Here is a 14,940-nt window from a genome sequence, read left to right as displayed (position 1 = left end):
AGGCACCGGATTCTGATTCCGGCATTCCGAGGTTCGAATCCTCGTACCCCAGCCAAATTAAAAAGTCGTTCAGCAGTGAACGCACTGTTGCCCTCAACCGGGGTAGTTACGGTAAAGCGCAACAGACAATTGGGGTATCGCCAAGCGGTAAGGCACCGGATTCTGATTCCGGCATTCCGAGGTTCGAATCCTCGTACCCCAGCCACTTAAATGCAAAAAAGCTCACTTCGGTGAGCTTTTTTGCTATTGGCGTCCTGACACGCTTACGCAGTACTGACTGCCGGGCAGGCGCTCTCCACTACGCCCCTGCCCGGGAAGCCGGTTTTACAAGCCTAAGGCATACTTCAGCGCCTGACGCTTCAACACCCCGGCGCGTTCAGCCGCCATCAGGCCAATATTACGCAGCATCCGCACCGGCGCCAGGTCATTGCTGAAACCGGCATAAAACAAATCCATCCCCGACTGCATGATAAAATTATCCGCTCGCCGCCGCGCCTGGTAGCGCTTCAGCACCAGCAGGCTGGCCCAGTCTTCGCCTCGACCGCGCGCTTCCGCCAGGATCTCCAGCAGGGCATCCACATCGCGGTAGCCAAGGTTAACCCCCTGCCCCGCCAGCGGATGAATGGTATGCGCCGCATCGCCCACCAGCGCCAGGCCGGGCTGGACATACTGCAGCGCATGACGCCGGGTGAGCGGAAAAGCGCCGGCCGCCTGCGGCGTCACACGACCCAGCCGCGCCGGAAAGTGACTGGCGATCTCCTGCTGGAGTTGCGCCATGGTCATGCCCTGCAGCTGACGGATCCGCGCCGGCGTGTCGTACCAGACCAGCGAGGCCCAGTGGTCGAACAGCGGCAGGAAGGCGCGCGGCCCGCTGGGGGTAAACTGCTGCCAGGTGCTGTCGCCGGGATCGTCGACGCATTCGACGCTGATCAGCATACAGGACTGCTGATATTGCCAGGCGTGTACGCCGATGCCGGCCATCTCCCGCACCTGAGAATTGGCGCCGTCGGCGCCGATCACCAGCCGGGCGTGGATCGCCTCTCCTTCGCGTAAATGCAGCGCGGTATGCGCCTCGCCGCGCTGCATCGCCTCCAGTTCGCTACCAACGCGCAGGGTGACCCCTTCATGCGCCGCCAGCGCTTGCCAGAGGCCCCATTGCAGGACCTTGTTCTCGACCATGTAGCCCAGCTCCGGCAGTTTGAGCTCTGCGGCGTCAAAGGCGACGTGCGCGCTCTCCCACTCCCAGGTCTCCAGACGACGATAAGCGTGGACGCGCATCGCCCGTACGGCATCCCAGACGCCGAGGCTCTTCAGCAGGCCGACCGAAGCTGCGCTGATAGCCGAGATCCGCACATCCGGGGCGGATGCCGGATCGAAAGCCGGAGGCGCCGTTTTCTCAAGCACCGTCACGGTAAATCCCTGTTGCGCCAGCCCCAACGCCAGGGCGCCGCCGACCATGCCGCCGCCCACGATGGCGACATCTGTTGCGTGAATTGTCATGGCTATTATCCTTAAAGCAGAATCCGTTAAGTTTACCGGATTTTTTGTTCCCTTGCGGTGATAACGCTCGCACTGGTCAGGGGGCGACCAAAGCATTACAATACGCGCCCTGGAAAGCGAAATTCACCCTGTATATATCCCCGCGTTTTGGATATCTATTACTGAGCATGAGCAAGTCAATGACAAAAAAACTCCATATTAAAACCTGGGGCTGTCAGATGAACGAGTATGATTCATCAAAGATGGCCGATCTGCTGGATGCGACACATGGGTATCAACTGACCGAAGTGGCGGAAGAAGCAGATGTGCTGTTGCTCAATACCTGCTCAATTCGTGAGAAGGCCCAGGAAAAAGTTTTCCATCAGCTCGGACGCTGGAAGCTGCTGAAAGAGAAAAACCCGGACCTGATTATTGGCGTTGGCGGCTGCGTGGCCTCCCAGGAAGGCGACCATATTCGTCAGCGCGCACACTATGTCGATATTATTTTCGGGCCGCAAACCCTGCACCGCCTGCCGGAGATGATTAACGCCGTGCGCGGCAACCGCAGCCCGGTGGTGGATATCAGCTTCCCGGAAATTGAAAAGTTCGATCGCCTGCCAGAGCCGCGCGCCGACGGCCCGACCGCCTTTGTTTCGATTATGGAAGGCTGCAACAAATACTGCACCTACTGTGTGGTGCCGTACACCCGCGGAGAAGAGGTCAGCCGTCCGTGCGACGATATCCTGTTTGAAATCGCCCAGCTGGCGGCGCAGGGCGTGCGTGAGGTTAATCTGCTGGGCCAGAACGTTAACGCCTGGCGCGGTGAGAATTACGACGGCACCACCGGCAGCTTTGCCGATCTGCTGCGTCTGGTCGCCGCCATCGACGGCATCGATCGCATTCGCTTCACCACCAGCCACCCGATCGAATTTACCGACGATATCATCGAGGTCTATCGCGATACGCCGGAACTAGTGAGCTTCCTGCACCTGCCGGTGCAGAGTGGTTCTGACCGGGTTCTGAATCTGATGGGACGCACCCATACCGCGCTGGAGTACAAAGCGATTATTCGCAAGCTGCGTGAGGCGCGTCCGGATATTCAGATAAGCTCTGACTTTATTGTCGGCTTCCCTGGCGAAACTACAGACGATTTCGAAAAGACGATGAAGCTTATCGCCGACGTCAATTTCGATATGAGCTACAGCTTTATCTTCTCCGCTCGTCCGGGCACCCCGGCGGCCGATATGGTCGATGACGTGCCGGAGGAGGATAAAAAGCAGCGTCTGTATATTCTGCAGGAGCGGATCAACCAGCAGGCGATGGCCTGGAGCCGTCGCATGCTCGGCACGGTACAGCGCATTCTGGTGGAAGGCACGTCGCGTAAGAGCCTGATGGAGCTTTCCGGGCGCACCGAGAACAACCGCGTGGTCAACTTCGAAGGTACGCCGGATATGGTCGGTAAATTCGTCGATGTTGAAATCGTCGATGTTTACACCAACTCGCTGCGCGGCAAAATCGTGCGTACCGAGGCGGAGATGGGTCTGCGTATCGCTGAATCACCTGAATCAGTGATTGCCCGCACCCGTAAAGAGAACGATCTTGGCGTGGGTATCTATCAGCCGTGATCCCTTCAGGCCTGTCGGTTCCGGCAGGCCTTGTAATTCCTCTCTCCGTCCCTATATCTACAGCAATGCTTGCGCCATTTTCCTGTGACGTAAATAATTTCCTGATTAGCCGGCCACGCGCCGCGTCCGGCCACCTGCGTAAAGAGGAACAGTTTGAACATAGACACTCGTGAAATTACCCTGGAGCCAGCGGATAACGCACGCCTGTTAGCCTTGTGCGGCCCGTTTGACGACAATATCAAACAGCTGGAGCGTCGGTTAGGCATTGAGATCAACCGCCGTGACAATCACTTTAAACTGACCGGACGCGCTATTTGCGTACACGCCGCCGCCGATATTCTGCGCAGCCTGTATGTCGATACGGCGCCGATGCGCGGTCAGATTCAGGATATTGAGCCGGAGCAGATCCATCTGGCGATCAAAGAGGCGCGCGTGCTGGAGCAGAGCGCCGAGAGCGTGCCGGAGTACGGGAAAGCCGTCAATATCAAGACCAAGCGCGGGGTGATCAAACCGCGTACGCCGAACCAGGCGCAGTACATCGCCAATATCCTCGATCATGACATCACTTTCGGCGTGGGTCCGGCGGGGACGGGTAAAACCTATCTGGCGGTGGCGGCGGCGGTCGATGCGCTGGAGCGTCAGGAGATCCGCCGTATTCTGCTGACCCGTCCGGCCGTCGAGGCTGGCGAAAAGCTCGGCTTCCTGCCCGGCGATCTGAGCCAGAAAGTCGACCCATATCTGCGCCCGCTGTATGACGCGCTGTTTGAGATGCTCGGCTTTGAGAAAGTAGAGAAGCTGATTGAGCGTAACGTCATCGAAGTGGCCCCGCTGGCCTATATGCGCGGACGAACGCTGAATGACGCCTTTATCATTCTTGATGAAAGCCAGAACACCACCATTGAACAGATGAAGATGTTCCTGACCCGCATCGGCTTTAACTCCAAGGCGGTGATCACCGGCGATATCACGCAGATTGACCTGCCGCGCAGCACCAAATCCGGTCTGCGCCACGCCATCGAAGTGCTGGCCGAAGTCGATGAGATCAGCTTCAACTTCTTCCATAGCGAAGACGTGGTGCGCCATCCGGTGGTTGCCCGCATCGTGAACGCCTATGAGGCGTGGGAAGCCGCAGACCAGAAACGTAAAGCAGAACTGGCCGCCGAGCGAAAACGCGAAGCCCAGGAACAGGAGCAAAAATGAGTCAGGTGATCCTCGATTTACAGCTGGCCTGCGAAGAGACCAGCGGCCTGCCGGACGAAGCCCTTTTTCAGCGCTGGGTCGATGCCGTCATTCCGCCATTTCAGGAGGAGTCAGAGTTAACGATTCGTCTGGTCGATGTTGCAGAAAGCCACGAGCTGAACCTGACCTACCGCGGCAAGGATAAGCCGACCAACGTCCTCTCCTTCCCGTTTGAAGCGCCGCCGGGGATTGAAATGCCGCTGCTCGGCGATCTGATCATCTGCCGTCAGGTGGTGGAGCAGGAAGCCAGCGAGCAAGGTAAACCGCTGGAGGCGCACTGGGCGCATATGGTGGTGCACGGCAGCCTGCATCTGCTGGGCTACGATCATATCGAAGACGACGAAGCGGAAGAGATGGAAGGCCTTGAAACAGAGATAATGCTTGCTCTGGGCTATGAGGACCCGTACATTTCCGAGAAGATTGCTGAATAGCCCCCTGCCGGATGGCGGCGCTTGCGCCGCATCCGGCCGCTGTTCCTGCATTTTGCCAGCCTGAACGTCAGGCAACCCATGCCGTCCGGCGCTGAGTTTACGCGCGACGAGCGACAGTTAAATCAACATGAGAACCCAAACGACGCCATGAGCGACGACAATTCACACAGTAGTGACACAGTAAACAGCAAAAAGGGATTTTTCTCCCTGTTACTCAGCCAGCTTTTTCACGGGGAACCGAAAAACCGTGATGAACTGCTGGCGCTGATCCGTGATTCCGGGCAGAACGATCTTATCGATGAAGATACGCGTGACATGCTCGAAGGGGTAATGGATATCGCCGACCAGCGGGTCCGCGACATTATGATCCCCCGTTCACAAATGATAACCCTGAAACGTAACCAGACGCTGGACGAGTGCCTGGATGTCATTATCGAATCCGCCCACTCGCGTTTCCCGGTCATCAGTGAAGATAAAGATCACATCGAAGGGATTCTGATGGCCAAGGATCTGCTGCCGTTTATGCGCAGCGACGCCGAAGCCTTCAGCATGGAAAAAGTGTTACGGCCGGCGGTTGTCGTCCCGGAAAGCAAGCGGGTCGACCGCATGCTGAAAGAGTTTCGCTCACAGCGCTACCATATGGCGATCGTTATTGACGAATTCGGCGGCGTCTCCGGCCTGGTGACCATCGAGGATATCCTTGAGCTCATCGTCGGGGAAATTGAAGACGAATACGACGAAGAAGAAGATATCGATTTCCGCCAGCTGAGCCGCCACACCTGGACGGTGCGCGCTCTGGCCTCCATCGAAGACTTCAACGACGCCTTCGACACGCACTTCAGCGATGAAGAAGTGGATACCATTGGCGGGCTGGTGATGCAGGCCTTCGGCCATCTGCCGGCCCGCGGCGAATCTATCGACATTGATGGTTACCAATTCAAGGTGGCAATGGCAGATAGCCGTCGTATCATTCAGGTGCATGTAAAGCTGCCCGATGACGCTCCCCAGCCGAAGCTGGAAGAGTAAGCCGCGGCGCTGAAGGTCACGGCCAGCCGGGAGACAGACCGTGGGCGATCCCCGGCTGTCCCCTCCCCCTGCTGGCAAACAGCATAGCCTGTGGCAACAGGCGTTAATTTACGGGACGATTAGCCTAAATGGTATTTGCCTCTCTTCTTGAACGCCAGCGCGTACGTCTGCTGCTGGCGCTGCTATTCGGAGCCAGCGGAACGCTGGCTTTTTCACCTTATGACTTCTGGCCGGCAGCTATCGTTTCGCTGATCGGTCTGCAGGCGTTAACCCTCAACCGACGCCCGCTGCAAAGCGCCGGGATCGGCTATTTCTGGGGATTCGGGCTGTTTGGCACCGGTATCAACTGGGTCTATGTCAGCATCGCGCAATTCGGCGGTATGCCAGGTCCGGTTAACGTCTTTCTCGTCGTTCTGCTGGCGGCCTATCTCTCGCTCTATACCGGCCTGTTTGCCGGCCTGCTCTCCCGGCTGTGGCCCAAAACCAGCTGGCTGCGGGTGGCTATCGCCGCCCCCGTCGTCTGGCAAATCACCGAGTTCCTGCGCGGCTGGGTGCTGACCGGCTTCCCATGGCTGCAGTTCGGCTATAGCCAGATCGACGGCCCGCTGAAAGGTCTCGCACCGGTGATGGGCGTCGAGGCGATCAACTTCCTGCTGATGATGGTTAGCGGCCTGCTGGCCCTGGCCCTCGTCCAGCGTAACTGGAAGCCGCTGGCTATTGCCGCGCTGCTGTTCGCCCTGCCGTTCCCGCTGCGCTATATCCAGTGGTATCAGCTGCTGCCGGAGCGCGCGACCCAGGTCTCGCTGGTGCAAGGCGATATCCCACAGGCCATGAAGTGGGACGAGAAGCAGCTGGTCAACACCCTGAAAACCTACCTGGCGCTGACCCAGCCGCATATCGGCCACTCGCAGCTGATTATCTGGCCCGAGTCGGCGATCCCGGATCTGGAGATCAACCAGCAGCAGTTCCTCAGCATGATGGACGATCTGCTGCGCGCAAAAGACAGTTCGCTGATCACCGGCATTGTCGATGCGCGTCTCAATAAGCAGAACCGCTACGATACCTACAACACCATCATTACCCTCGGTAAAGATAACCCGTACCGCTACGACTCGACCAACCGTTACAACAAGAACCATCTGGTGCCGTTCGGTGAGTTTGTGCCGCTGGAATCGATTCTGCGTCCGCTGGCGCCGTTCTTTGACCTGCCGATGTCCTCCTTCAGCCGCGGCCCCTACGTGCAGCCGCAGCTGATGGCGCATAACCTGAAGCTGACCGCCGCCATCTGCTACGAGATCATCCTCGGGGAACAGGTACGCGATAACTTCCGGCCGGATACCGACTTCCTGCTGACCATCTCCAACGACGCCTGGTTCGGTAAGTCCATCGGTCCGTGGCAACACTTCCAGATGGCGCGGATGCGCGCCCTGGAGCTGGCCCGCCCACTCCTGCGCAGCACCAACAACGGCATTACTGCGGTGATCGGCCCGCGCGGCGAGATCCAGAAGATGATCCCGCAGTTTACCCGCGAGGTGTTGACCACCACCGTGACGCCCACCAGCGGCTTAACCCCTTACGCCCGCACCGGCAACTGGCCGCTATGGGCGCTGACGGCGCTGTTTGGCTTCGCTGCGCTACTGATGAGCCTGCGTCAGCGTCGCCGATAAGTTTCTCCGCCGGCGACGCCCGTCGCCGGCATTTTTCTCCCCGCGCCAGCCATCCTGGCACAGTCATTGCTTTATTCTCCCTGGTAGCGCCATCGTCCGACCCAGTGCAACCGGGTTGCACCATAAACGTTCGGCGGTCGCGCTATTTTGGTGCAATGGAAGATCTTTGCCTCCCATTGGTGCGGAGCACTTCGCAAAAATAAACAATAAAACAGCAAAATCTTTACATTAAGCCAAACTAAATGCTAACAAACACATACAAATGCGGCACGTGGACGCGTGCCTCGAATAACAACACACACAATCACAATGGGTATCAATAGCGCCGCTGACGCTACGGATAAGGAGTTGGATATGCAATTACGTAAACTGGCCGCCGCAATGCTGGTCATGGGTGTGACCGCCGGTCTGGCACACGCAGAAGATGCCGCCCCGGCGGCAGGCCAGAGCACCCTGGATAAGATCGCCAAAAATGGGGTTATCGTTGTCGGCCATCGTGAATCTTCAGTCCCGTTCTCTTACTACGATAACCAGCAGAAGGTTGTGGGCTACTCTCAGGACTACTCCAACGCCATCGTTGATGCCATCAAGAAAAAGCTGAACAAGCCGGACCTGCAGGTCAAACTGATCCCTGTCACCTCGCAGAACCGTATCCCGCTGCTGCAGAATGGCACCTTTGATTTCGAGTGCGGCTCAACCACCAACAACCTTGAGCGCCAGAAACAGGCGGCCTTCTCCGATACCATCTTCGTGGTCGGCACCCGTCTGCTGGTGAAGAAAGGCGGTCCGATCAAAGATTTCCCGGACCTGAAGGATAAAGCGGTCGTTGTCACCTCCGGAACCACCTCAGAGATCCTGCTGCATAAGCTGAACGATGAGAAAAAAATGAATATGCGCATTATCAGCGCCAAAGATCATGGCGACTCTTTCCGCACCCTGGAAAGCGGACGCGCCGTGGCCTTTATGATGGATGACGCTCTGCTGGCCGGCGAACGCGCCAAGGCGAAGAAACCGGATAACTGGGAAATCGTCGGCACCGCACAGTCGAAAGAAGCCTATGGCTGCATGCTGCGTAAAGACGATCCGTCGTTCAAAGCGCTGGTCGATGAAACCGTTGCTCAGGCTCAGACCTCTGGCGAAGCGGCGAAATGGTTTGATAAATGGTTCAAAAATCCAATTCCGCCGAAAAACCTTAACCTGAACTTCGAACTGTCTGACGACATGAAAGCGCTGTTCAAATCACCTAATGACAAAGCACTGAACTAATTATAACAACCAGGGGCGGGATATCCTGCCCTCCCGATGATTGTCACAGCACGGACAGACTATACGGTGGCTGGTCGTTCCCCAGCCGCCGCGAATACCGAAACAAGCTGGACAACCGTCTTCGAGGGTAGCAATGGCTACCCTTTTTTTTCCAGGAGTCATGTATGTCAATAGACTGGAACTGGGGGATATTCCTGCAACAGGCCCCCTTCGGCAACACTACCTACCTGGGCTGGCTGTGGAGCGGTTTTCAGATAACCGTCGCCCTCTCCATCTCGGCCTGGATCATCGCTTTTCTCGTCGGCTCACTGTTTGGCATTTTACGCACGGTCCCCAATCGCTTCCTCTCGGGCATTGGCACCTGCTATGTCGAACTGTTTCGCAACGTGCCGCTGATCGTGCAGTTCTTTACCTGGTACCTGGTGGTGCCGGAATTCCTGCCGGAAAATATCGGCATGTGGTTTAAATCGGAGCTGGACCCAAACATTCAGTTCTTTGTCTCCTCCATGCTGTGCCTGGGGCTGTTTACCGCCGCCCGCGTCTGCGAGCAGGTACGCGCCGCCATTCAGTCGCTGCCGCGCGGGCAGAAGAACGCCGGTCTGGCGATGGGCCTGACCCTGCCGCAAACCTACCGCTACGTGCTGCTGCCGAACGCCTACCGCGTTATCGTGCCGCCGATGACCTCGGAAATGATGAACCTGGTGAAAAACTCGGCCATCGCCTCCACCATCGGTCTTGCCGATATGGCCGCGCAGGCGGGCAAACTGCTGGACTACTCCGCTCATGCCTGGGAGTCTTTTACGGCCATCACCCTGGCCTACGTCTTCATCAACGCGGTGATTATGCTGATTATGTATGTGGTCGAGCGTAAGGTTCGCCTGCCTGGCAATATGGGAGGCAAATAATGTACGATTTTGACTGGAGTTCGATCGTTCCGTCTATGCCCTATCTGCTGGCAGGGCTGGTGATCACCCTGAAGATTACGGTGATCGCCATCGTGGTCGGTATCGTCTGGGGCACCCTGCTGGCGGTGATGCGCCTGTCCAGTTTTCTGCCGCTGGCCTGGTTTGCTAAAACCTACGTTAACGTATTCCGTTCTATCCCGCTGGTGATGGTCCTGCTGTGGTTCTACCTGATTGTCCCGGGCTTCCTGCAGAACGTGCTGGGGCTGTCGCCGAAAACGGATATTCGCCTGATCTCGGCGATGGTGGCCTTTTCGATGTTCGAAGCCGCCTACTACTCAGAGATTATCCGCGCTGGCATCCAGAGCATCTCCCGCGGCCAGTCCGGCGCCGCGTTGGCGCTGGGGATGACCCACTGGCAGTCAATGCGGCTGGTGATCCTGCCGCAGGCCTTCCGCGCCATGGTACCGCTGCTGCTTACCCAGGGGATCGTCCTGTTCCAGGATACCTCGCTGGTGTATGTATTGAGCCTCGCCGACTTCTTCCGTACCGCCTCCACCATTGGCGAGCGTGACGGAACCCAGGTCGAAATGATCCTGTTCGCGGGCGGCGTCTATTTTGTGATTAGCCTCAGCGCCTCGCTGTTGGTCAGCTGGTTGAAGAAAAGGACTGTGTAATGATTACCCTGAAAAACGTTTCAAAATGGTATGGTCACTTTCAGGTGCTGACCGATTGCTCCACGGAAGTGAAAAAAGGTGAAGTCGTGGTGGTCTGCGGGCCGTCAGGCTCCGGTAAATCCACGCTGATTAAAACCGTAAACGGCCTTGAGCCTGTGCAACAGGGGCAGATTATCGTCGACGGCACCGTGGTTAACGATAAAAAGACCAACCTGGCTAAACTGCGCTCGCACGTCGGAATGGTCTTTCAGCATTTTGAACTGTTCCCTCATCTGTCGATTATCGACAACCTGACGCTGGCGCAGGTCAAAGTGCTTAACCGCGATAAAGCATCAGCGCGCAAGAAAGGCCTCAAATTGCTGGAGCGCGTTGGCCTGGCGGCGCATGCGGAAAAATATCCGGCGCAGCTCTCCGGTGGTCAGCAGCAGCGCGTGGCCATTGCCCGTGCCCTGTGTATGGACCCGATCGCTATGCTGTTTGATGAGCCCACCTCAGCGCTTGACCCGGAGATGATTAACGAGGTGCTGGACGTCATGGTCGAACTGGCCAACGAGGGGATGACCATGATGGTCGTGACCCATGAAATGGGTTTTGCCCGCAAGGTGGCGAACCGGGTGATCTTTATGGATGAAGGGAAGATTGTCGAAGATGCCGATAAAGAAGCTTTCTTTGCCAATCCGCAATCCGATCGCGCCAAAGATTTCCTCGCCAAAATTCTGCATTAATCGTTATTCGCTGCGCATACCGCCCGGTATGCGCAGCTTATCTTTCCCGCCATATTATTATTCAATATTATTTATGCGGCCGGTTATCGCTACTATCATTTACGTACCAAATAAACCTCAGCGATAAAAGCTGAACTTATTTATTAAATCGATCAATTCATAAAGAATTCACTAATGAATTCGTGGATCTGCTTCACTACCGCCGCTAGCATATAACGCCTCGTAACAGGTTCGTCGCACGATTATTTTATTAATTGAATATAATATTCTTGCCTGACCTCGCCTGCGCGAAATAAAGGCCATCAATATTCTCTGCCGCACGCAGAATAACGGATGCGCCACCGAACCAATGAAACAAATGGATATTGCTTCATGTTAATTCGATCTCGCACGCTCACCGGGCTACTGTTTATCACTCTGGCGGGCACCTCAGCCGCCGGGGCCGCACAGTTGACCACCTCGGCTCACCAGACGGAACAGGATAAAGCCCGCCAGGAGGCGCTGGCGCCACAGCAACAGGACTTTCAGTCTTCACAACAGCGCGTGGCGCCGCAGGGTATCCCTTTCCCTGAGGAAACGCATTGTAAATTGATCAACCGGGTCGATATCGACTCCGATAACCAGGCGCTCACCCGGAAATTACTGGCGAAAACCGCGCAGCAGGCGCAGGGCCGCTGCCTCGGCAGCGAAGGTATTCGCCTGCTGGCCTATACCTTGCAAAACGAGCTGATTGCGCAAGGCTACATCACCTCGCTGATTGATGTGCCCTCCCAGTCGCTGGAGCACGGCATGCTCAGGCTGACGCTGCACTATGGCAAAGTGGGCGCTATCGGCTATGCCGACGGCTCAGACACCACCCGCCTGTGGAATTCACTGCCAACCTCTTCCGGCACAATCCTGCGCTTAAGCGATCTTGAGCAGGGGATGGCCAATCTGCAGCGTCTGCCCGGCGCGACGGCGCACATGAAACTGCTGCCGGGGCAGCACGAGGGGGAAAGCGATATCCAGATTGCCCGCAGCCTGGCGAAAAAATGGCAGCTTGGCGCCTGGCTTGACGACGCCGGCAGCAAAGCCAGCGGCCGCTACCAGGCCGGCGGCGCCCTCTATCTCTACGACCTGACCACCCTCAACGATATCCTGTACCTTTCCGGCGGGGGCGATATTGAATTCAATCAGCATAACGACGGCAACCACAACGGCAGCCTGTATTACTCCATCCCCTTCGGCTACTGGACACTCAGCGCCTACGGGGCATACAGCCAGTATCGCCAGCAGTTTAACGGCAACTGGTCGACGATGGACTATAAGAGCAAGAATCGCTACTACAGCGCCACGCTGAGTCGTCTGCTCTCCCACACCCGACAGCAAAAAACCACCGCCGACCTGCGGATCGCCAAAAGTACCTCGCATTATTACTTTGGCGGCAGTGAGCTACAGGTGATGCGCAAGCAGACACCCGCCTGGGAGTTCACCCTCAACCACCAGCACTACTTTAACAAAAAGATTGTTGATGCCAGCATCGGCATCCAGCGCAGCCTGCCGTGGCTCAGCTCAACGCCAACGCCGGAGGAAAAGGCCGGGTTATACAGCCCGCTGTCGCGGATCGTGCATGGTAATCTGCAGGCGCTAATGAAATTTGACGCCACCGGCAACAAATTTACCTGGGCTCCCCGCTTGAGCGCCCAGTTCAGCCCGGACAAACTCGCTTCCGATAATAAATTCAATATTGGCAGTCGCTGGAGCGTGCGCGGTTTTGACGGTGAAAACAGCCTGTCCGGCAATCAGGGATGGTACTGGCGCAACGATTTTATCTGGGATCTCCCTACCTCTGAGCGGCAATTCTATCTGGGCGCGGATGTGGGTCGCCTTATTGGCGCCGATATGTATCAAAAAGGCAAAGTCCTTTCCGGCGCCGTCAGCGGCCTGCGCGGCGAGCTATGGTCAACACAATACGATCTGTTTATTAGCACCCCGCTCAGTAAACCGGATACGTTTCATAGCGACGCCCTGAATATGGGCTTTTCATTACAGTGGAGGTATTAATTCAATCATTATTGACCCTTTCAGCTACGTTGTTTATTAATCTTAATTTAAAGGAATAAATGAAATGTTTAAGTTTAAAGCTTCTTATGTCGCGCTGGCGGCAGTATTAACCTCGTCGGTGGTTTATGCCGACCCGACCAGCTATACGCATTCGTCCGGCGCCACGGTTATTGATATTGAAAAGCCGAACGCCGCAGGTGTCTCCCATAACCTGTACCGCGACTTCAACGTTGGCACCAATGGCACCATCCTCAATAACAGCGGCGATGATGTCAGCCACAGCACCTTTGGCAATATCGCCCGTAACAATAATCTGACCGCCGGCAGCGCCTCGGTGATTTTGAACGAGGTCACCTCCAAAAACGCCAGTAGCCTGAAGGGCTTTATCGAAGTTAACGGTCAGAAAGCGGACGTGGTGATCGCCAACCCGAACGGCATTACCTGCTCCGGCTGTAGCTTTGTCAATACCAACAAGGCCATCCTGACCACCGGTAAAGTCAACATGACCAGTGACGGCGCCATCGGCAGCTATACCGTAACGGGCGGCACCCTCACCATCGGCGAAAATGGCATGAACGCCGCTAACGGCTACGCGGTTCTGCTCGCCGATGCGATTAAGATTAACGGTAAAGTACAGGCCAATAATGCCCTGGTCAGCGCAGGTCGCTTCACCATGGATAACAGCTCTGGCGCGATAACCTCTGCAGGTAAACAAGCGACGCTTATCGAAATGACGATCAACCCGCAGTACAGCATCGACGTCAGCAGCCTTGGCGGCATCACCGCCAACAGCATCAGCATGGTCGGCAATAACATCGGCTTTGGCGTACGTAACCAGGGCTCCATTGTCGCTAACAGCACGCTGCAGCTCACCAGCAACGGTAACCTGCTAAACAAAGGGACAATAACGGGCAAAGGTTTGCTGAGCCAGGTTTCCACCGCCACGGGTATCACCAATAACGGCAGCATCGCTGGCGCCTATTATTTAATGCTTTCCAGCGGCGACTATATCGTTAACACCGGCTCTCTTTCCGGCGGCCAGCTGATTGCCTCCGCCAACGGCAATATCACCAACGGCGACTCAGGCACGATGACCGGCACCAGCGGGTTAAGCCTGACCAGCGGCGGGAAAATCCGCAATGAGGCCAAAGCGTCCCTGCTGTCGAATAACCAGATTACCGCCACGGCAATCGGTGATTTCCTCAATGAAGGCAAAATCAGCGCCAAAAACACCAACCTCACCTTTGTCGGCGACAGCTTTAAAAACACCGGCAACATTAACTCTACTGGCCAAACCACCGTTCAGTCCCTTAAGCAGGACGGCAGCGCCAATACGGGCGAAATCTATAACCTCGGCAATATCACCGGCGAAAATATCAATCTGCAGACCAACGGTACGCTGGCGCAAAGCACCAGCGGTCGCATGGAAGCCACCAATGCCATTACCGCCCACAGCTACTGGCTGAATCAAAATGGTTATATGAAGGCGGCCGATATCACCACCGATCATGGCGTGGTAAGCAACAATGGCACTATCAATGCAAAGAATATTTCAATCACGACCTACTCAGATATCACCAACGAAGGGCAGATCAGCAGCACCGGCGACCTGACCTTAAATACCAAAAATAAAGGCGCGATCTACAACTATTCCACCCTCAGCACGGGCGGCAATATGACGTTAACCGCCACCAAAGTGGTCAATGGTGGTAAAAGTTGCGGCATACTGGGCCTGGCGAAATGCGGCGTCGGGACCTTAACCGCCGATAAACTGGTACTCAACTCATCGCAGAAATATGTTAGCGACATGGGTGGGAAACAGTATTTCAAGAGCACCGAAGTCAACACCGTGAAATAAGA

Annotated in this window: 12 protein-coding genes and 2 tRNA genes (1 of these 14 only partly in view); 13 read left to right on the top strand and 1 reads right to left on the bottom strand. The window is 56.3% G+C overall.

Going from position 1 to position 14,940, the window contains the following annotated elements:
• Positions 1-55: transfer RNA gene (locus NKJ21_RS21935), tRNA-Gln, on the top strand (it extends 120 nt beyond the left edge of the window).
• Between the two features lie 75 nt (positions 56-130).
• A tRNA-Gln gene (locus NKJ21_RS21930) sits at positions 131-205 on the top strand.
• Between the two features lie 119 nt (positions 206-324).
• Here NKJ21_RS21930 and ubiF read toward each other — a convergent pair.
• Positions 325-1,500, bottom strand: a complete 1,176-nt coding sequence (ubiF, locus tag NKJ21_RS21925) for a 3-demethoxyubiquinol 3-hydroxylase (RefSeq protein ID WP_048267661.1) — start codon at positions 1,498-1,500, stop codon at positions 325-327.
• A 179-nt stretch (positions 1,501-1,679) separates the two neighbouring features.
• Here ubiF and miaB point away from each other — a divergent pair, with 179 nt between their 5' ends.
• The 11 genes from miaB (at position 1,680) to NKJ21_RS21870 (ending at position 14,938) form a co-directional block, all read left to right on the top strand.
• A complete protein-coding gene (gene miaB / locus NKJ21_RS21920; RefSeq protein ID WP_012542448.1) occupies positions 1,680-3,104 on the top strand; it encodes a tRNA (N6-isopentenyl adenosine(37)-C2)-methylthiotransferase MiaB in 1,425 nt (474 codons plus the stop codon).
• 153 nt (positions 3,105-3,257) lie between these two features.
• Positions 3,258-4,304 carry a PhoH family protein gene (locus NKJ21_RS21915; protein WP_008805649.1) on the top strand — a complete coding sequence of 349 codons (1,047 nt, stop codon included), beginning with the start codon at positions 3,258-3,260 and terminating at the stop codon, positions 4,302-4,304.
• Complete coding sequence (gene ybeY / locus NKJ21_RS21910; protein ID WP_002894722.1) at positions 4,301-4,774, top strand: rRNA maturation RNase YbeY; 474 nt, start codon at positions 4,301-4,303, stop codon at positions 4,772-4,774. Before NKJ21_RS21915 ends, ybeY begins: the two co-directional genes overlap by 4 nt.
• Positions 4,775-4,921: 147 nt before the next feature.
• Positions 4,922-5,800, top strand: coding sequence for a CNNM family magnesium/cobalt transport protein CorC (gene corC, locus NKJ21_RS21905; protein ID WP_004197606.1), 879 nt, complete (start codon positions 4,922-4,924; stop codon positions 5,798-5,800).
• Between the two features lie 128 nt (positions 5,801-5,928).
• Positions 5,929-7,467, top strand: a complete 1,539-nt coding sequence (gene lnt / locus NKJ21_RS21900) for an apolipoprotein N-acyltransferase (RefSeq protein ID WP_012542449.1) — start codon at positions 5,929-5,931, stop codon at positions 7,465-7,467.
• A 354-nt stretch (positions 7,468-7,821) separates the two neighbouring features.
• Positions 7,822-8,733, top strand: coding sequence for an amino acid ABC transporter substrate-binding protein (locus NKJ21_RS21895; RefSeq protein WP_012542450.1), 912 nt, complete (start codon positions 7,822-7,824; stop codon positions 8,731-8,733).
• 164 nt (positions 8,734-8,897) lie between these two features.
• Positions 8,898-9,638: an amino acid ABC transporter permease gene (locus NKJ21_RS21890; protein ID WP_002894709.1), complete on the top strand. Its 741-nt coding sequence runs from the start codon at positions 8,898-8,900 to the stop codon at positions 9,636-9,638.
• Positions 9,638-10,312 carry a glutamate/aspartate ABC transporter permease GltK gene (gene gltK / locus NKJ21_RS21885; RefSeq protein WP_012542451.1) on the top strand — a complete coding sequence of 225 codons (675 nt, stop codon included), beginning with the start codon at positions 9,638-9,640 and terminating at the stop codon, positions 10,310-10,312. The genes NKJ21_RS21890 and gltK overlap by 1 nt, the downstream gene beginning before the upstream one ends.
• Positions 10,312-11,037: an amino acid ABC transporter ATP-binding protein gene (locus NKJ21_RS21880; protein ID WP_008805645.1), complete on the top strand. Its 726-nt coding sequence runs from the start codon at positions 10,312-10,314 to the stop codon at positions 11,035-11,037. The genes gltK and NKJ21_RS21880 overlap by 1 nt, the downstream gene beginning before the upstream one ends.
• A gap of 372 nt (positions 11,038-11,409) precedes the next feature.
• Positions 11,410-13,080 (top strand): ShlB/FhaC/HecB family hemolysin secretion/activation protein, encoded by a 1,671-nt coding sequence (locus tag NKJ21_RS21875; RefSeq protein ID WP_023322233.1) that lies wholly within the window; start codon positions 11,410-11,412, stop codon positions 13,078-13,080.
• A gap of 64 nt (positions 13,081-13,144) precedes the next feature.
• Positions 13,145-14,938, top strand: a complete 1,794-nt coding sequence (locus NKJ21_RS21870; protein ID WP_164728900.1) for a filamentous hemagglutinin N-terminal domain-containing protein — start codon at positions 13,145-13,147, stop codon at positions 14,936-14,938.
• Positions 14,939-14,940: the final 2 nt, after the last annotated feature.

Source organism: Klebsiella sp. SWET4 (genome assembly GCF_024296565.1).
Classification (GTDB): Bacteria; Pseudomonadota; Gammaproteobacteria; order Enterobacterales; family Enterobacteriaceae; genus Klebsiella; species Klebsiella variicola.
The sequence above is the reverse complement of the archived record's forward strand: the minus strand, read 5'-3'. Positions and strand labels throughout refer to the sequence as shown.